General features: G+C 71.4%; 14 protein-coding genes. All 14 read right to left on the minus strand.

The features are described from left to right. Positions 1 to 18: 18 nt before the first annotated feature. The 14 genes from eboE to D451_RS0102725 all read right to left on the minus strand — a co-directional run bounded on the left by eboE (position 19) and on the right by D451_RS0102725 (position 17925). Positions 19 to 1182: a metabolite traffic protein EboE gene (gene eboE / locus D451_RS0102660; protein ID WP_014908345.1), complete on the minus strand. Its 1164-nt coding sequence runs from the start codon at positions 1180 to 1182 to the stop codon at positions 19 to 21. Further along, positions 1179 to 2048, minus strand: coding sequence for a TatD family hydrolase (locus D451_RS0102665; protein WP_017533325.1), 870 nt, complete (start codon positions 2046 to 2048; stop codon positions 1179 to 1181). Before D451_RS0102665 ends, eboE begins: the two co-directional genes overlap by 4 nt. Next, positions 2049 to 2690, minus strand: a complete 642-nt coding sequence (locus D451_RS26215) for an EboA domain-containing protein (RefSeq protein ID WP_026124769.1) — start codon at positions 2688 to 2690, stop codon at positions 2049 to 2051. After that, on the minus strand, positions 2687 to 3538 hold the full coding sequence (locus D451_RS0102675) for a sugar phosphate isomerase/epimerase family protein (RefSeq protein ID WP_014912116.1): 852 nt from the start codon (positions 3536 to 3538) through the stop codon (positions 2687 to 2689). The genes D451_RS26215 and D451_RS0102675 overlap by 4 nt, the downstream gene beginning before the upstream one ends. After that, positions 3535 to 4416, minus strand: coding sequence for an SCO3242 family prenyltransferase (locus tag D451_RS0102680; RefSeq protein ID WP_017533326.1), 882 nt, complete (start codon positions 4414 to 4416; stop codon positions 3535 to 3537). Before D451_RS0102680 ends, D451_RS0102675 begins: the two co-directional genes overlap by 4 nt. Then, the gene (locus D451_RS0102685) at positions 4413 to 5570 is read right to left on the minus strand and encodes an inositol-3-phosphate synthase (protein WP_017533327.1); all 1158 of its coding nucleotides are present in this window, start codon (positions 5568 to 5570) and stop codon (positions 4413 to 4415) included. The genes D451_RS0102680 and D451_RS0102685 overlap by 4 nt, the downstream gene beginning before the upstream one ends. A gap of 11 nt (positions 5571 to 5581) precedes the next feature. Continuing rightward, complete coding sequence (locus D451_RS0102690) at positions 5582 to 6349, minus strand: hypothetical protein (RefSeq protein WP_017533328.1); 768 nt, start codon at positions 6347 to 6349, stop codon at positions 5582 to 5584. 151 nt (positions 6350 to 6500) lie between these two features. Then, on the minus strand, positions 6501 to 10835 hold the full coding sequence (locus D451_RS0102695; protein ID WP_017533329.1) for a ThuA domain-containing protein: 4335 nt from the start codon (positions 10833 to 10835) through the stop codon (positions 6501 to 6503). Positions 10836 to 11027: 192 nt separating this feature from the next. Next, positions 11028 to 11936, minus strand: a complete 909-nt coding sequence (locus D451_RS0102700; protein WP_017533330.1) for a sugar phosphate isomerase/epimerase family protein — start codon at positions 11934 to 11936, stop codon at positions 11028 to 11030. A gap of 2 nt (positions 11937 to 11938) precedes the next feature. Next, a complete protein-coding gene (locus D451_RS0102705) occupies positions 11939 to 13147 on the minus strand; it encodes a substrate-binding domain-containing protein (protein WP_017533331.1) in 1209 nt (402 codons plus the stop codon). Positions 13148 to 13152: 5 nt separating this feature from the next. Beyond that, positions 13153 to 14199: an ABC transporter permease gene (locus D451_RS0102710; protein WP_017533332.1), complete on the minus strand. Its 1047-nt coding sequence runs from the start codon at positions 14197 to 14199 to the stop codon at positions 13153 to 13155. Beyond that, positions 14196 to 15269, minus strand: coding sequence for an ABC transporter permease (locus tag D451_RS0102715; RefSeq protein ID WP_017533333.1), 1074 nt, complete (start codon positions 15267 to 15269; stop codon positions 14196 to 14198). Before D451_RS0102715 ends, D451_RS0102710 begins: the two co-directional genes overlap by 4 nt. Further along, positions 15266 to 16771 carry a sugar ABC transporter ATP-binding protein gene (locus tag D451_RS0102720; RefSeq protein WP_026124771.1) on the minus strand — a complete coding sequence of 502 codons (1506 nt, stop codon included), beginning with the start codon at positions 16769 to 16771 and terminating at the stop codon, positions 15266 to 15268. Before D451_RS0102720 ends, D451_RS0102715 begins: the two co-directional genes overlap by 4 nt. Further along, positions 16768 to 17925: a Gfo/Idh/MocA family protein gene (locus D451_RS0102725; protein WP_017533335.1), complete on the minus strand. Its 1158-nt coding sequence runs from the start codon at positions 17923 to 17925 to the stop codon at positions 16768 to 16770. The genes D451_RS0102720 and D451_RS0102725 overlap by 4 nt, the downstream gene beginning before the upstream one ends. Between the last annotated feature and the right edge of the window lie 88 nt (positions 17926 to 18013).

Below are 18013 nucleotides of genomic sequence, written 5' to 3' on the forward strand. Positions count from 1 at the left end.
CCCTTCCGTCGTCGGTGGTCACAGGGCGGTCAGGCCGAGCTCGATCAGCCGGTCGCGGGCCCAGGAGAGTTCGGCGGCGATGCCGTCGATCAGCCCGCGTTCGTCGGTCGGCCGTCGTTCCTCGGGGAGCACCGTCCAGGTGTAGGTCTCGACCTCGACGTGGTCGGTGAGCGCTCCGCCCGGCCCGAGGAGGAGCCCGAGGGTCTCGACGAGGTGGTCGGTGGTGCCGGTCAACGGAGGGTGCGCGGGGGAGTGCAGGGGAGCGTGGAAGTGGGTGCGCCACGGGCCGTCGCCGGGGAGCGCCCGGGGGCCGGACAGGGCCTCGGGCAGGTCGTCGCGGGCGTGGAGCCGGCCGTGCGCGCGTTCACGGGTCTGGTGCAGGAAACGGTCCTCGGCGAAGGCGGTCAGGGCCGTACGCGCCTCGGATCCGGTGGGGTCGGGGATCTCCAGGGCGGCGGAGGCCTGGGTCTTGACCACCGGGAGGCCCGCCTCGGCCAGACGTGTCAGGGCCGGGGCGGGTTCCTCGAACCCCACCGCCAGATGACAGGTGTCCAGGCATACGCCCAGGTGCGGGGGGAGGTCCGCGAGCAGTCGGGCGGCGTCCCGGGTGCTCTCCACGACGCATCCGGGTTCGGGTTCCAGGGCGACCCGGATCGGACGTCCGGCGTCGGCGAGCTCCTCCAACGCCTTCGAGAGTTCGGTCAGGTGCCCGCGCGCGACGGTCAGGCGCTCGGGGGTCCAGGGTTCGCGCCAGGCCAGGGGGAGGGTGGAGACGCTGCCGCGTTCGGCGTCGTCGGGCATCAGTCGGGCCAGGACCCGCGCGCAGTCGACGGTGTAGTCCAATCGGGCGCGATCGGTCCAGTCCGGTCCGTACACGGCGTGCTTGACGACGGGGGCGTGGAAGCCGGTGTAGGGGAAGGCGTTGAGGGTGACGGTCTCGGCGCCGGCCTCGTCCAGGCCCTCGCGCAGGAGGTCGACCAGCGAGGGGTCGGTGGCGAGCCGACGGGCCAGGGGCGCGGGCAGCCATAGTCCCAGCCCCAGACGTTCCACCCCCAGGGCCGAGCGGACGCCGCCGCCGAACACCCGGATCTGTCGCAGGACGCCGTCGAGGTCCTCGGCCGGGTGGACGTTGGTGCAGTAGGCCAGGTGGACGACGGTGCCGTCGGGGTGGCGGAACCTCATCGGTCGTCCCCCTCGGGTCTTTCACCGCGCAGGAGCGAGTTGCCCTCGAAGGTGGAGCCTGCTGTGGCGCCCCCTTCCGGGAACAGCCGCCCGCTCCGCGCGTAGAAGTCGACCGGGTTGCGCCACAGGACCCGGTCCACGTCCTCTTCGGAGAACCCCGCCGCGAGCATGGCCCGACCGGTGTACAGGGTGGTCAGCGGGTCGCTGTGGCCCCAGTCGGCGGCGGAGTCGACCAGGATCCGTTCGGTGCCCCACTCCGACAGGATCCGCACCATCCGTTCCGGGGCCATCTTGGTGTCGGGGTAGATGGAGAAGCCCATGGCGCAGCCGGAGGCGTGCACCATGGCGACGGTGGTCTCGTTGAGGTGGTCGACCAGGACCCGCTCGGGCGGGATCCCCGACTCCTCGACCAGGCGCAGGGTGTGCCGGGTGCCCTCGATCTTGTCCCGGTGCGGGGTGTGCACCAGCACCGGCAGTTCGAACTCGCGGGCCAGCTCCAACTGGTGTCGGAAGGCCTTCTCCTCCTCGGAGGTACGGGAGTCGAAACCGACCTCTCCGACCGCGACCACGCCGTCCTTGGCCAGGTAGCGGGGGAGGAGGTCGAGGACCCCGGTCAGGCGGGGGTCGTTGGCCTCCTTGGGGTTGAGCGCGATCGCGCAGTGGTGGGCGATGCCGAACCGGGAGGCGCGGAAGCGCTCCCATCCGACGAGGCCGTCGAAGTAGTCGCGGAAGGAGCTCACGCCGGTGCGCGGCTGGCCCATCCAGAAGGCCGGTTCCACCAGGGCCCGCACTCCGGCGTCGTACATGGCCCGATAGTCGGCTGTGGTGCGGGAGGTCATGTGGACGTGCGGGTCGAAGATGCGCATTCAGGTCTCCGTCCGGTGCTCGGGGAAGCGGTCCAGGAGGGTCAGGGCGTCGTCGGGGACGGGGCGGCCCGCCGCGGAGCGTTCGTGGGCGAAGTCGGCGCACATGCGGGCCAGTTCGGGGTCGGCCCGCGAGTCCAACCCCGCCACCACCGACAGCGGGACCTCGACGAACAGGCATTTGAGCACCGCCTGGCGCCACGAGTGGTCGTCCGACAGCGCCTGGGTCGGGCTCGCGGCGGCGGCCGCGATCAATCGGGGGTCGTTGGTGCGCAGGGCGTCGGCCAGGAGCCCGCGAACGATCGAGGCGACCTCGGGAAGGGCGGTGTCCAGGTGGTGGAGGCCGTACAGGACCGCGCGCCTCTCGTCGGCGTCCCCGTACTCGTACAGGTCGTGGATCTCCTCGGCCGCATCCGGCGCCGGAAGGGCGCGCGTCAGGGTCCGCAGCAGCGCGACCCGGACCAGGTCCTCCACGGTGGGTCCGTGCAGACCGGTGGGGTCTCCGGAGGGGCCGGCGCCCCGGGCCACCCGCCGGGCGGCGGCGGGGAACAGCACCGCGATCCGTGTCGGGTGTTCGGCCACCTCGGCGCACAGGTCGGTCAGGGCCTCGCGGGCCTTCGCGTCCGGAAGGTGCTCCACGCTCATACCCGGTCCTTTCGAACGGCCCGCTCCCATGCGGCGTCGAGGGCGTGTTTGGAGCGTTCGGCGACCAGAGGGGCGGCGTGACCGTGGCGGGGCAGTTCCACGGAGGCGAGTCCTCGATAGCCGGCCCGGTCCAGGGCGCCCAGGACCCCGGGCAGGTCGATCTCGCCCTCTCCGAACTCCAGGTGTTCGTGCACGTGGGGCCGCATGTCGTCCAACTGCACGTTGGCGATCAGGTCGCCGGCCCGGGCGATCGCCCCTTCGGGGCCGTCGGGCTCGTTGCACACCCCGTGCCCCACGTCGAGCGTCACCCGGAGCCGTTCGGGGTCCCCGAGCCGACGCCGGAGCTCCAGGACGTCGTCCAGCCGTTCGACGAACATGCCCGGTTCGGGTTCGAAGGCGCAGTCCACGCCCAGCTCCTCCGCCACCACCAGGACCTTCTCCACACCGGCGACGAGTCGTTCCCAACCCCGGTCGGGGTCGGCGCCGGGAGGGAGGATCCCCGACCAGAAGGACACCGCCCGGGCGCCCCAGGCGTCGGCGATGCGTACCGCCCGTTTGAGCAGGTCGACCCGGACGTCCCGGTCGGTGTCGGAGACCAGGGTGGGTTCGTGCTTGCGCCGGGGGTCCAGCAGGTAGCGGGCGCCGGTCTCCACCACCACCGACAGTCCCAGTGACTCCAGGCGTCGACCGATCGCGGCCGTCCGGGCCTTGACGTCCAGGCCGAACGGGTCCAGGTGCGGATGGTCCAGGGTCAGTCCGACCCCCTCGTAGCCGAGGTCGGCGATGATCGCCAGGGCGTCGTTCAGGCGGTGGTCCCAGAAACCGTTGGTGCCGTATCCGAACCTCACGTCACCACCGCCGTCCTGGCCGCACGGGCCGCCAAGGGTGCGGCCACCGCCAGCGCGCAGGCCGTCCTCGGGGCCCCGTACCGCGCCAACAGCGCGGCCTGGAGCGGGATCATCCCGCGAATGCCCGTTCCGGTGGCCTCTCGGGCCCGTCCGGCGGTCGGATCCACGAGGGCCCGGCCCTGGGCCGAACCGACGGACACGGCGTACACGCCCGCGAACAGCGCGGCGCCGAGGCCTTCCACCGTTCCGCGCGAGGCGTCGTGGCCCTTCGCGGGGGGAAGCGCCGCCACCGCCGTGGACAGCAGCGTGCAGGCCAGGGATCCGGCCGCCACCTCCGGCCGGGTGCCGTGCACCTCGCCTCGGCTCAGCGCCGTCACCCCCAGGGTGTGCACGGCCATGGCCAGGGCGGGCCGCGCCGCGTCGGCGGTGCGATCGCCCGCGCCCAACAGCACGTCCAGGCCTCGGGCGGCGGCCATCCCCAACGGGGCCCACGGTGTCGGCTTGAGCACCAGGTCGTAGGTCCACACGGTGGCGGCCAGCGCCGAGGCGACCAGGGCGGCACGCCGGCCGCCGGACAGGGCCGCGACGCCCACACCGGCCGCCGTGAGCCCACAGGCCACGGCGAGGGCCTCGCCCGGCGCCACCTCTCCCGAGGGGATCGGACGTTCGGGCCGCTCGACCGCGTCCAGGTCCCGGTCGGCGTAGTCGTTGAGCGCCATACCCGCCCAGTACAGGCAGACCGAGGACAGCGGTAGCGCCATGACGCGGGGGTCGCGCGACCGGCCCGTCGCCGCGGCGCCGGTCAGGCCGTCACCGAGGACGGTCAGGGCCGCGGGAAGGCGCACCAGGCGGGCCAGGGAACGGAGCCGGCGGTTCATCGGAGCCCTCCCCGGTCGTCGGAACACCAGGCGGTCAGAGCGCGCCACTGTTCGGCGAGCCCGTGCGGGCCGCCGCCGGCCGGATCCTTGAAGAAGAAGCCCAGCTCCGGCACCGGACCGACCCGGCCCGTCCGGTGGGCGTGGGCGGTCAGCCGGGCCAGGTCCAGGATCAGCGGAGCGGCCAGGGCCGAGTCGTGACCGGACCAGGTGAACTGGAGGGACATCCGGGCTCCCAGGAAACCCTCGAAGGAGACGTGGTCCCAGGCCACCTTGGTCCCGCCCAGGTCCGGCACGTAGTCGATGTGCAGCGGGCCGTCCACCGCATGCCCCAACAGGTGCTCCAGCCCCCGGGCCTTCGAGGAGGTCTTGCTGTCGTTGCTGCCCGGGTCGGCCAGCGTCCGTCCGTCGCCGCCGCCGAGCAGGTTGGTCGAGGACCAGGAACGCACCCGGAGCGCGCGGGTGGCGAACATCGGCGCCAGCGCGCTCTTGACCAGGGTCTCCCCGGTCTTGCCGTCCGAACCGGCCCAGGGCAGCCCCAGCCGTTCGGCCAGGGCGGAGAGGGCGGGTGGTCGGGGGCCGGCGTTGGGCGTGAACTCCACGAAGGAGCAGCCGGCGCGCAGCGCCGCGTAGGCGTAGGCCGAAGAGGCCGGGATCCGGGCGTTCCCCGCGTCCAGGGCCTCCTCCAGGCGGCCGGGGTCGGTGAGTTCGGGGGCCGGGGCCGGAGGGGGCTCGGTGCCGGACAGGTCCACGACCACCACCCTCTCCAGCGATTCCGCCTCGGCGAACTCGCGGAGATCGCGTTCCAGGGAGTCCACGTGGCGGCGGGAGAACCCTGCGGCCGGGGTCTCCACCCCCTCGCGGATCCGACGGTCCACGGCGCCCAGTTCCTCGGCGAACATCTCCGTCAGACGTGGTGGCACCGCCCCCGCCCCGGCCAGGGGCTCCGCGCCCTTGGCCAGGTGGGTGCCGTGGAGGTCGTGGCCGCCGAAGACCAGGTCGCCGATCCCGGGCAGGCCCGCCGCGGCGAACTCGGGGCGTTCGGTGACGCACCCGATCGGCTCCACGGCTCCGGCCCGGACGGCCAGGGCGCCGAGGACGGCCGTGGTGGCGACCGATCCTCGCGCTCCGATCGACCACACTCCGATACGTGTCATGGGGTCCCCTGTCAGTGGTCGTCGTGTCCGGGGGCCTCTTCGAGGGCCCCGTCGCCGTCCTCGGCCTCGTCGGGTGTCAGGGCCCCGCTGCCCGGTGCCGCGGGGAGGTACAGGTGGATATGGCCGTGACCGGCCTCGACACTGACCATGTCCAGTTGTGTGGCCGCCACCGACCACGCGCGGACCGCCTGGTCCCGCAGGTCGGCGGCGAGTTCGAGCAGATCGGTGCGCCGGTCCTCGTCGGCGCGCACGGCGGAGTCGTAGGCGTTCAGGGAGGAGGCGAGCAGGTCGACGGAGCCGCGCAGCCCCGCGTGGGTGACGTTGAACGCGGTCTCGCCCGATTCGGCGTGCTCCAGGTGGTCGCGGGCCTCCAGGGTGGTCCCGAGCCAGGCGTCGATCTCCTCGGTGTCCGGGAGGTCCTCCGACGGGGCCGAACCGTCCGCGGGCAACACCGTGTCCAGGGACTCCAGCACCGGGAGCAGTCCCTCGTGAGCGGCACGGGTGTGGTGGACGAGCTCCTCCACCTGGTCGACGTGGCGTTCGGCCGCGGAGGCCTCCAATTCGGCCACCCGGGCCGGGTCGGGGGAGACCGCGTCGTCGCCTCCGGAGAAGACGACGATCACCGCGGCGGCGATCGCTCCGACCAACAGGACGGATCCGCCGGTCAGCCACCAGGTGGTGGCGGTGGCGTCCTTGGTCATCACGCGTTCGGTCGTGTCCGGGCCCTTTCCGTTCTCGGGCTCGCGGGGGTCTCGACTCTGGTCCTTCTCGGTGCGCACGGGCACCTCCCGTCGGTTCGGCACTCTGTCGGGGGAGAGGCGGCGCGTACCGTGCGAGCGACGCCGCCGGGGGCGGCGGGGCCGGGGAGGCCCCGCCGCGTTCGGTCGTGCTTCACCGCCGTGGACACGGCGGCTCCGGGTGTCGGTGGGGTCAGTCGGGGAGCAGGGCCCTGAGCCGGGTGGCCAGGTCGGTCAACTCCTCTCGGGCGTCGTCGTCGACCACGGACTCGACGACCGCGACGAAGCGCTCCAGGGAACGCTCGGCCTGGGCGGGCCGTCCGGTGTCCAGGTGGTGTTCGATCAGCCGCAGCTGTGGGGCGAGTCGGCGGGCCTCGGAGTGGGTCAGGGCCCCTTCGTCGGCGAGCGCGTCGATCCGCTCGGAGACCTCGGTGAACGTGATCGGCTCGACCTCGTCCTCCAGGTCCATGACCTGCACGTCGCGGAACAGGACCGTGTCGGCGTCGCCGTGGTTCTGGAGTCCGATGAACCCGGAGGACAGGTCCCGGTCCGGGTCGGTGCTCTCGAACTCGTTGACGAGCTCACCGTTGACGCTGACCCGGATCATCGGGTCGTCGACCTCGATCTCCATCGTGTTCCACTCGCCCACGACCTCGGGGTGCGAGCTCGCCTCCTGGAAGCCGTAGACGGCGCCCGTCCTGGTGAGGGGGTCGCCCGCCGGGGCGCCGAACGGGTCGATCTGGATCTCGTAGCCCTGGTCGACGGCGACCCAGGGGTCGTCCCCGGGGTCGGGGAAGCCGACGAAGACACCGGAGTTGTCGCTCTCCTCGGGGGTGAGGTAGTCCAGCTTCAGCCGGTAGGAGCCCAGTTCGGTCTCGTGATGGAGCAGGCCCATGCCGCCCTCGGTCCGGAGCACGCATCCGTCCTCGTCCGGAACGATCTCGAAGCCGCCCGGTCCGGCCATGCTCCAGCCGTCCAGGGATTCGCCGTCCCACAAGGCGCGGTACCCGTCGTCCACGTTCGGCGGGGCGCACTCCTCGGGTTCGGCGGCCTCGCCGACGGTGATCGTGTGGGAGGCCGAGGTCCCGGTCGCCCCGTCGCCGTCGGTGGCGACCGCGCTCACGGAGTACTCGCCCTCGGCGACCTCCGTCCAGGTGGCCTCGTAGGGGCTCTCGGTCGCCGTGGCCACCGGTTCGCCGTCGACGAGGAACTCCACCCCTTCGATACCGACGTCGCCGTGGTCGGTGACCTCCGCCGCGAGCGCGATGTCCTCGCCCGGGGCGTGGACGGAACCGTCCTCGGGGCTGGTCAGAGCGACCTCGGGGCCCTCGTCGGGGGCTTCGTGGTCCCCGTGGCCGACCTCGAAGTAGTTGAGGTTGAACAGACCGTCGGCCACGTCCGGGTCGTCTCCGGTGAAGACCAGGAACAGCTCGATGGTCCCGCCCGGATCGGTCACCTCCATGGTCACGTCGGTCCATTCCTGCCAGCCGCCGGTGACCGGGACGTCGACCGTGCCCAGCGTCTCCCCCTCGGGGGAGCCGGCCCGGGCCTCGATGGCACCGCCGTATCCGTCCGAGGCGACCCGGAAGGTGATCTCCTCGATCTCGTACAGGTCGACCGGGGTGTAGGAGACCCAGTCACCGTGCCCGATCCAGGAGAGGTTGCGCAGCCCTCCCTCGTCGTCCTCCGTCGCCTCGGTCTGCACGCCTCGGCTGTCGGAGAAGTACTGGGCCTGCATCCGCGACGGGTTGAGCTTGACCCCGTCGGAGCCGCTCAGCGGTGGTGAGGCCGCTCCGCCGCCGTCGGTGTACTCGGCCTGGAGCACCCAGAAGATGTTCATGTCGTGGCCGTGACCGCCGTCGGTCCCGGTGACGCTGACACCCTCGCACGCGTCGTACTGCGTCCAGGGGTGGGCGTGGGAGTCGTGCCCCAGGGACGAGGTGACCTGAACGTCGCCGCAGTCGATCCCGTCGCCGATCGATCCGTCCTCGGCGTCCTCCACGGAGACGGAGAACGGGATCTCGTCGCCCCAGGAGAAGAACCGTCCGTCCCTCGGGGTGTCGAAGGAGACCTCGGGCGCGGTGTTGCCGGCGGTGACCGTCGTCGTCGCCGTACCCGTACGTCCCTCCTCGTCCGTGACCGTCAACGTGACGGTGTAACGGCCCTCATCGGTGAAGGTGTGCGTGGGCGAGACCTCGGTCGAGGTCGCGCCGTCGCCGAAGGCCCACGCGTACTCGAAGGGCAGGCCGCCGGGGTGGAAGGAGTCCTCGGCGGAGAACTCCACGGTCAGCGGGGCCGGACCGGAGGTGGTGTCGACCCCGATCCTGGCCACCGGGCTGTTGCCGGAGACGTAGTCGATGCGGGAGATCGCCGAGTCCTCGGCCCCGCCGAAGTAGCCGGATCCGTACTCCAACACGTACAGGGCGCCGTCCGGGCCGAACTCCATGTCCATGGGGTTGGCCAGGTCGATGTCCGGCACGGTGTCGGTGATGTCGAGGACGCCGCCCTCGTCGTCCAGGTGGATCTGCTTGATCCACTGGCGTCCCCACTCGTACATCAGGGGGACGCCGTCGTAGTACTCGGGCCACTTGTTGTCCGACTCCAGGTCGGGGTCGTAGTGGTAGGCGGGTCCGCCCATCGGGGAGCCGCTGCCCTCGCCCAGGTGCGGGAACTCCTCGGACTCCTCGTAGGAGTACCAGATCGACGCCGGGGTGACCGGGGGCAGCTCCTCCAGACCGGTGTTGCGCGGGGAGTCGTTCACCGGCGCGGCGCAGTCGAACGCCTCACCGGAGGTCCCCGACCCGAAGTCGTGGTCGACGTAGGCGGAGTTGTTCCCGATGCAGTACGGCCAGCCGATGTTGGCGGCCTCGGTGATGTGGTGCCAGGTCACCGTGTTCTGCGGCCCTCGCTCGGGGTCGGCCTCATGGGCGTCGGGTCCGTAGTCGCCCAGGTAGACGCCGCCGTCCTGAGGGTCGACCGAGAAGCGGAACGGGTTGCGCAGACCCATGGCGAAGATCTCCGGGCGGGTCAGGTCCGGGTCGGAGGTCTCCGGCGGGAACAGGTTGCCCTCGGGGATGGAGTATCCGCCGTCCTCGTCGACGGAGATCCGGAGGAGTTTGCCCCGCAGATCGTTGGTGTTGGCGGAGCTGCGCTGGGCGTCGAACGCCGGGTTGCGGCTCTCGCGCTCGTCGATCGGCGTGTACCCGTCCGACCCGAACGCGCTGGTGTCGTCCCCGGTGGCCAGGAGGAGACGTCCCTCGTGGTCGAAGTCGATGTCGCCGCCGACGTGGCAGCACATGCCGCGCGTGGCCTCGACCTCCAGGATCACCTGTTCGCTCTCCAGGTCCAGGGTCGGCTCGTCACCGTCCACGAACTGGAAACGCGACAGGTTGTTGTGCGCCTCATAGGGGGCGAAGTCCTCCGGCGCGCCGTCCGAGGGCGCCTCACCCGAGGGGACCCCGTCCAGCACGGGCGCGTAGTACAGGTACACCCACCCGTTCTCCTCGAAGTCCGGGTCGAGGGCCACGCCCTGAAGACCGTCCTCGTCGTGGTCGTACACGGGCAGATCGGTGAGCAGGGCGGTGGAGTGGGTCTCGGGGGACCACAGGGACACCCGGCCGTCGCGCGAGGTGTGCACGACACGGCCGTCCGGCAGGACCGCCATGCCCATCGGCTCGCCGACGTTCTCCTCGCCCTGGGCGAGGGTGACCTTCTGGAAGTTCTCCCAGGCGGTGGCGCCGCAGTCGCCCTCGGCCCGGCCGGCCGCCCATTGGAGACCGCCCAGGAGGTGGTCGGTGAACTCCGGTTCGGAGTAGGACTCGTTCGTGTGGCCGCCGCCGGTGTACCAGGATCGGCCGCCGTCGTAGACCTGGCACCAGGCGATCGGGTGGTCGTACCCCATCTGGCCGGCCGGGTCGACCTGCTCCTCGTAGGAGCTCTCGTCGAGCCCGGCCAGGACGTGCACGTCGCCGCGCGGGTTGACGTCGTAGTCGTACCACTCGTCGTGCCGCTCCCACGAAGCGGGAAGACCGGCCGTGGAGGGGTGCACACGGTCGTTCACCATGACCGTGGCGTCCTGGGTGCCGGGCGGGTGACTGGCGAAGTAGGCGCCGACCAGTTCGCCGTACCACTCCCAGTCGTAGTGGGTGTCGGAGGCCGAGTGGACGCCGACGTAGCCGCCGCCCGAACGGATGTAGTCCTCGAAGGCGCCCTGCTGGTCCTCGTCCAGCACGTCGCCGGTGGTGGAGAGCCAGACGACCACGTCGAAGCGGGCCAGGTCCTCCTCGTTGAAGACGTCGGCGTCCTCGGTGTGCTCTGTCTCGAAGCCGTGTTCCTCGGCGAGAGCCTCGTAGAGGGCGACGCCGTGGGGGATGGAGTCGTGTCGGAAGCCGGTGGTCTTGGAGAAGATCAGCGCGGTGAACGGGTCCTGTTCGACCTCGTCCGCCTGGGCGGGGACCGATGTCAGGCCGATGGCCATGGCGATGGCCGCGACGGTCGCGCCCAACGCTCTCAGGGGGCTGGTGATCACGGGGAACCTCATCCGGAGAATGGGGGTCGATGAGTCCGTGCGGCGTGCCGGCGCCGACGGCAGGGACGGTCTGCGGGCCACGGTGTTCCGGCGCCGGTCGGGGACCGGTCGTCGGTGGACGCGTGGACGGGGTCCGTCGGGGAGTTCCTGCTATCGCGTTCGGAAGCGGGGGAGGCCGCCTCATCGGGGTGCTCAGTCCATGGCGGCTCCTTTCACCGGGGGCGTGGGGGAGGGAGACGGAGGAGGTTCCGAGGTGGTGATCGAACGGAGGAAGGCCAGACCGTCGACAGCGAGGGCGTCCTGGGAGGCGGCCAGGGGCCGCCATATGGACGCCGCCGTGGCGACGCTCACATTGTGCGCTGTGAACGACTCGATCACCAGGGGTCCCGGGTAACCGGATTCATCTAGTTTTGTCACGATCTGTAACCAGTCCAGGTGATCGGCGCCGGGCGTTCCTCGGTCATTCGCACAAACCTGGACGTGGTGGATGCGCCCGGCGGCCCGGGAGATCGCCTCCGCCACATCCTTCTCCTCGATGTTCATGTGGTAGACGTCCAAGGCGAGACCGCAGTGTTCGGCGGGCAGGTCCGCGAGCGCCTCCAACGCCTGGTCCACCGTGTTGAGCACGCTGGTCTCGTACCTGTTCAGCGGCTCCACGGCGATCCGCACCCCTGCGGCCGACGCGTGGTCGACCACGGGGGCCAGAGCCTCGGTGAGCTCCGAGCGCAGCCCCGCCCGCTCTTTCGGGGACATGCGCCAGGTACGCCCCACCGAGGCATAGGCCGGACCCGCGACGACGGTGGAACCGACCTCCGCCGCGGCGTCGACGACCCGCCTGAGGTAGTCCCTGGTCCGTCGAACGGTGCCGGGATCGGTCGCCACGAGCTCCCTGCCCGGGGACATGACCAGGACGACGGTGGCGCCGAGCCCCAGATCGTCCAGGAGCGTCCGGGCGTGGGCGGGGTTCCAGTCGCCGATCTCCTCGACCGGCAGTTCCAGCACGTCGAACCCCCACCCCGCCACGCGGGGCGCGATCCGACGCAGTTCGGCGTCGGTGAGCGGTGACGTCCAGACCCAGGTGTCGACCCCCAGCGCGCGCATCCCTACCGGTCCACCCACGCCTCGGGGAAACCGGGCAGGTCCTCGCCGCCGAACTTCGCGTAGTGCAGGGAGGGCATCTCGGAGTTGCGCTCCAGGTAGTCGTCGAGCTCGTCCTGACGGATCGGCTCCTGCGGCAGGACCCACTCGGCCGGGACCTCCTCGCCCGCGAGGATCATGCCCGCCGCGAGCATCGGGGTGCGCCACTGGAAGTTGGAGTACACCGGGGCGATCGCCGTCAGCCCCTCCTCGTCCCACTTGCGCATGAAGCTGAGTTCGTCCTCGCCGGCGATCACCGGATAGGGGCGGCCGGCGTCCTCGAAGGCCTCCAGGCCCGCGACGGCCCCGTCTCCGGCGTCCATCCAGATGCCGTCGACCTCGCCTCGTTGCAGGTGCTGGGAGACCAGGTCCTTGATCTGGGCCCCGTCGCCCTCGGTGAACTCGAAACCGAGCAGCTCCAGGTCGCTGTCGCCGAAGACCTGCTGGGCCGCGGCCCAGCGGTGTTCGAGCACGTCCACGCCGGGCAGGATCCGCAGGGCCAGGACGGTCGACCCCGGCTCCAGGTTCTCGACCAGGAACTCGGCGGCGTCGGCCCCGTAGGCGTAGCCGCCGATCGGGTGGATGAACGTGACCATGCAGTCGCTGTTCACGCCCCGGTCGAAGACGATCACCGGGACCCCGCTCTCGCAGGCGGTCTCCACCGCCGGGGTCAACGTGGCCGTCGTGGACGGGGAGATGATGATGGCGTCGCAGTCCCCGGAGTCCACGAACGCCTGGATGTCGGAGATCTGCTGGTTGTCGTCGTCGGCCGCGTCGGAGGAGGAGAAACCACCGATCCGCCCCTCCTCGATCAGCGCCTCCGCCTGTTGGCGCATGGTGATGGAGCCGGTGACCCGCCAGGGGTTGGACACCGAGGCGTTGGAGAAGCAGACCCGGGCGTTCTCGGGGTCGTCGATGGCGAACTCGGCGGTGTCGATCCATTCGGGCTCGATCGCCTGGGCCCAGGGCTCGGCGTCCGGGCCCTCGGGGGTGATCTCGCGCTGGGCGAGCTGCGCGTCGAACTCGGCCTGGTCGAACCACTCGGCGTCCGGGGTCGTGGCGGCGCCGTTCTCTCCGCCGGCGCCGTCCGCCCCCTCGGGGGCGTCGGTCGTACAGGCGGTGAGCAGCAGGGTCAGGCCGGCGGCGCCGGCGAGGAACGCGGGGGGTAGGCGCATGGGGGTTACCTCCGGGAAGGGTCGAGCGGTCGATCGTTCGGGTGGACCGGCCGCCGTCGCGCGTGTCTCGGCGGTCTCCGGTCGCCACGGCGCGAGGCGTAGGCCACGGCCGCGATGATGATGAGCCCCTGCGCCGCCGGCTGGATGGTCGAGGGCAGGTAGAGCTGGTTGAACAGGGTGAAGAGCGCTTCGACGGTGAGCGCGCCGAGTACGGCCGCGATGACGCTCCCGCGACCGCCGCCCAACACCACCCCGCCGAGGACGACGGCCGTGATGGCGGTGAACTCCAGCCCCTGGCCGACCTGGGCGGTGACCCCGGCGAAGCCGCCGATGAGGATGGCCGCCACGGTGGCCGCCAGGGACGAGCCGACGAAGGCCAGGGTGCGCACCCGTCGTACGCGGACCCCGGAGAAGGCGGCGGCGGTGTCGTTGTCGCCGGTGGCCATCAGGGAACGTCCATAGGGCGAGCGCATGAGGAGGACCGCGCCGACCGTCAGGACCGCAGCGATCACCAACGCCCAGGGCAGTTGGCCGATGACGGGCACGCCGTCGAGGCCGTGCCGGCCGAACACCCGGAACCCCTCCGACAGGGCCCCGGTGGGCGCGCCGCCCGTCCAGTAGCGCACGGCGCCGAACAGGATCAGCATCGTGCCGAGGGTGGTGATGATCGACGGGACCCTCAACACCGTGGTGATCAGGCCGTTGACCAGCCCCACGACGAGACCGAAGAGCAGCATCAGGCCGATGACCGGCAGGGTCGAGGCCTCGTCGCCGTCGATCAACCGGGCCGCGATCACCACCTGCGCGCCCACCAGGGAGCCGACCGAGAGGTCGAACTCGCCGGAGACGATCACCAGGTACTGGCCGAGCGCGAGCACGACCAGGGGCGCCGCCTTCTTCGCGAACGCCATCAGCGGCGGGCCTTCGAAGAACGACGGGTTCTGTACGGCGATGACCAGGAAGATCAAGGTCAGTAGGACGGCCACGGTCCCGGTGCCGCCGCGGAGGGCGGACGACAGGGCGCCGGGGGAGAGGCGGGTCGGGCGGGTCATCGGTCTCCTCCCCGGGCCGAGGGCGTCGCCGTCGGGGGTGGTGGGGGCGGGGGAGCCGGTGGTGCGCCACCGGAGGTGAAACGGGGCCGGACGGAGGTGCGCCCGTGTCGCCCTCGGGCGTAGACGGCCACCGCGGCGATGACGATGGCGCCGCGCAGCACGTCCTTGACGAAGGGGTCGACCGAGAGCGTGTTGAACACCGTGTCCAGGGTGGCGAGGATGAACACCCCCGCCATGGTCCCGGCCACCCCGCCGCGTCCGCCCAGCAGATAGGTGCCGCCGAGCACGACCGCGGCGATGGCCTCCAGTTCGTAGCCGTTGTTGTAGACCAGCGTGTTGCCGGTGCCGAAACGGGAGGCCAGGAGCAGTCCGGCGATCCCGGCCGTCATCGAGCACAGCACGTGCGCGGTGATCACGGGGATCTCGGGACGGATCCCGGAGAGCCGGGCCACCTCGGAGTCACCGCCCACCGCGTACATGTGGAAGCCCATCCGGGTACGCCGTAGGAAGAGGATCGCGAGCACCGCCAGAGCCAGCATGACCAGTGTGGACACCGGGAGCACGCCGATCCGGGAGAGCCCGAACGTCTGGAACTCGGCGGGGATCGACCCGGCCGGCCCCTGGAACCGTGTGTCGAGGTAGCCCTTGATGAGCAGCCCCGTCCCCAGGGTGGTGATGAAGGGGTTGACCCGCAGTCGGGTGACGACCAGCCCGTTGACCAGGCCGATGAGGGCCGCCAGCCCCAGGGTGGCGCCGATGCCGAGGACGATCCGGGAGGGGTCCCCGGCCATGACGATCGCCGAGACCATCGTGGACAGGGCGGCGACGTAGCCGACCGACAGGTCGAGGGAGCGGCACAGGATCACCAGGGTCTGGCCGATGGCCAGGAAGCCCAGCAGGCTGCCCCTGGTGAACAGGTCCACCGTGTTGGCGGCGGTGAACAGGTGGGATCCCTGGAAGGCCACGAAGAGCGAACCGATCACCAGGACGCCCGCCAGGGCCGCGTAGACCGCTCCGGTGGTGCCGGCCCGATCCAGGAGGTCTCGCAGAGGAGAAGGGGAGGGGGTCATGAGACGGCCTCCCTCGTGGCGCCGGTCGCCAGGGCCATCACGGTCTCCTCGTCGGAGCCGCCCGGCAGTTCTCCCGCCACCCGGCCGTCGTCGAGCACGACCAGGCGATCGGACATACCGATCAGCTCGGGGAGTTCGGAGGAGATGAGGAGGACGGCCACACCCGCGGCGGCCAACTCGCGCATCAGCGTGTAGACGGCCTGTTTGGCGCCCACGTCGATCCCCCGGGTGGGCTCGTCCAGCACCATGACACCGGGGTCGGTGACCAGCCACTTGGCCAGCACCACCTTCTGCTGGTTGCCGCCGGACAGGTACCGGACCTCCTGGCGAGGGCCGCCCCGCGCCACCAGTTCCAGGGAGGAGAGGAGGCCGGGGACGCGCGCGGCGCGTCGGGCGGAACCGAACGGGTTCACGGCGTCCAGGACGAGACGGGCGTTGGCCGTGACGGACTGTTCGAGCGCCAGTCCCCGGGCCTTGCGGTCCTCGGTGACCAGGGCCAGTCCGGCGCGGATCGCCCGGCGCGGCGAGCGCGGATCGACCCGCCGCCCGTCGACGTGGACCTCGCCCCGGGTGAACCGGTCGACGCCGAACAGGGCGTGCGCGATCTCGGTGCGGCCGCTGCCCTGGAGCCCGGCCAGGCCGACGATCTCGCCGCCGCGCACCTCCAGGTCGATCCCGTCCAACCGGGTGTTGCCGCCGCCGGAGACCGCCAGGCGCACCCGGCCCACGTGCTCGCCGTGCGGTTCGAGCCGTTCGGGGAAGACCGAGGAGACGGGGCGTCCCACCATCCTGCGCACCAGGTCGGCGGGGGCGATGTCGTCGGCCGGGACGGTGTCGACCCGATGGCCGTCCTTGAGGACGGTGATGGTGTCGGCCAGGTCGAAGATCTCCTTGAGCCGGTGGGAGACGTAGAGGACGCCCACGCCGCGTTCGCGCAGACGGGCGATGATCCGGTAGAGGACCTCGACCTCGTGGTCGGCCAGGGCCGCCGTCGGCTCGTCCATGGAGATGACGCGCGCGTCGTGGGAGAGCGCCTTGACGATCTCCACCACCTGCTGTTCGGCCACGGACAGATGCCGGACCCTCGCCCTGGGGGAGATGCCCTCCAGGCCCAGGTCGTCGAGCAGCTCGGCGGTGGTCCGCTCCATGGCCCGGTCGTCCACCAGCCCCCGGGAGAGGATCTCCCGCCCCAGGAACACGTTCTGGGCGACGGTCCGCTCCGGGAGCAGGTTGAACTCCTGGAACACGGTGGACACACCGGCGCGGCGGGCCCGCGAGGGGTGGTCGAAGGAGACCTCCGCGCCGTCGATCTCGATCCGCCCGCCGTCGGGTCGGTGCACCCCGGCCAGCACCTTCATCAGCGTGGACTTGCCCGCGCCGTTCTCACCGACCAGGGCGTGCAGCTCCCCGGAACGCAGCTCCAGGTCGACACCGTGCAGGACTCGTACGCCCAGGAAGGATTTGTCGATGCCGGTCATTCTGAGCAGGGGCGCGGCGTTCACGTGGGATCCGCCTCGTCCGTGGGCGGGACGTCGACCCATCGCCGTTCCCGTGCCGAGAGCAGGACGGCCTCGGCGAGGACGGCGGCCCGCAGGCCGTCGGCGAAGACCGGGAGTCCCTCCGGCCGATGTCCGGCGATGGCGGCCGCGGTGTCGGCGATCAGCGCGTTGAAGCAGTCCTGATAGCCCTGCGGATGGCCGACGGGGAGCCGCACCATGCGGGCCGCCTCGGCGCTGAGGCCGGGGTCGTCCCGGGAGACGGTGCCGGTCCGGGCGCGTTCGCCCGACCACAGGGTCTCGGGTCGTTCCTGGTCGAAGCGCAGGGACCCCTCGGTTCCGGAGACCTCGAGGAACAGCTGGTTCTTGCGTCCCGGCGACACCTGGCTGATCACCGCCGTGCCGATCGCCCCGCCCGCGGTGGTGAACTGGAACGACGCCAGATCCTCGGTGGTGACGGACCGACCGCCGTCCGTCCCCCGGGAGTCGGTGATCCGCGAGGTCTGGGCGCTGACCGCGGTGACGCGGTCCCCGGTGACGAACTCGAGCATGTCGCACCAGTGCGAACCGATGTCCCCGAAGGCCCGGGTGGGGCCGCCGATGTCCGGATCGACCCTCCAGTTGTCCTCCTCGGGGGAGAGGAACCAGTCCTGGAGGTAGCCGCCGTGCGCCAGCCCGACCCTGCCGAGGGAGCCGGCGGCCACCCGGGCCCGGGCCTCGCGGGCCATGGGATGGAAGCGGTAGACGAAGGGGACCACGGCGACCCGCCCGCCCTCTCGGGCGCTCTGTGTGAGTTCGCGCGCGGTGGCGGCGTCGGTGGCCAGGGGTTTCTCGCAGACCACGTGCTTGCCGGCGGCCAGCGCCGCCCGCGTCAGCGGGGCGTGCAGATGGTTGGGGGTGCACACGTGCACCACGTCCACGTCGGGGTCGTGGACGAGTTCGAGGGCGTCCGAGTGGGCTCGGGCGATGCCGTGGGAGGCGCGGAACCGTTCGGCCTTCGCATGGGAGGAACCGGCGACGCCGACGATCTCGCCGCCGAGGGCCCGGATCGCGTGGGAGTGGACCCGTCCCATGAAGCCGGTGCCGATGATCGCGGCTCGGTATGTCCGGGGGGTGGTCGGTCCGGACGTGGGGGCGTCCGGACTTGTGACCTTCTTCACTGACATGACGGAGACGTTACGTCGCACTTATGTCGATGGTCAAGCAAAAGTTGCCGCATCTGGACAAATTAGTTGGAGGGAGGAAGAG

It is taken from the genome of Nocardiopsis alba DSM 43377, assembly GCF_000341225.1.
Classification (GTDB): domain Bacteria; phylum Actinomycetota; class Actinomycetes; order Streptosporangiales; family Streptosporangiaceae; genus Nocardiopsis; species Nocardiopsis alba.

Excerpts from the sequence above, each read along its gene's own strand:
- eboE (WP_014908345.1), bottom strand. The coding sequence starts at position 1,182 with ATGAGGTTCCGCCACCCCGACGGCACCGTCGTCCACCTGGCCTACTGC.
- D451_RS0102665 (WP_017533325.1), bottom strand. The coding sequence starts at position 2,048 with ATGCGCATCTTCGACCCGCACGTCCACATGACCTCCCGCACCACAGCC.
- D451_RS26215 (WP_026124769.1), bottom strand. The coding sequence starts at position 2,690 with ATGAGCGTGGAGCACCTTCCGGACGCGAAGGCCCGCGAGGCCCTGACC.
- D451_RS0102680 (WP_017533326.1), bottom strand. The coding sequence starts at position 4,416 with ATGAACCGCCGGCTCCGTTCCCTGGCCCGCCTGGTGCGCCTTCCCGCG.
- D451_RS0102685 (WP_017533327.1), bottom strand. The coding sequence starts at position 5,570 with ATGACACGTATCGGAGTGTGGTCGATCGGAGCGCGAGGATCGGTCGCC.
- D451_RS0102700 (WP_017533330.1), bottom strand. The coding sequence starts at position 11,936 with ATGCGCGCGCTGGGGGTCGACACCTGGGTCTGGACGTCACCGCTCACC.
- D451_RS0102705 (WP_017533331.1), bottom strand. The coding sequence starts at position 13,147 with ATGCGCCTACCCCCCGCGTTCCTCGCCGGCGCCGCCGGCCTGACCCTG.
- D451_RS0102710 (WP_017533332.1), bottom strand. The coding sequence starts at position 14,199 with ATGACCCGCCCGACCCGCCTCTCCCCCGGCGCCCTGTCGTCCGCCCTC.
- D451_RS0102715 (WP_017533333.1), bottom strand. The coding sequence starts at position 15,269 with ATGACCCCCTCCCCTTCTCCTCTGCGAGACCTCCTGGATCGGGCCGGC.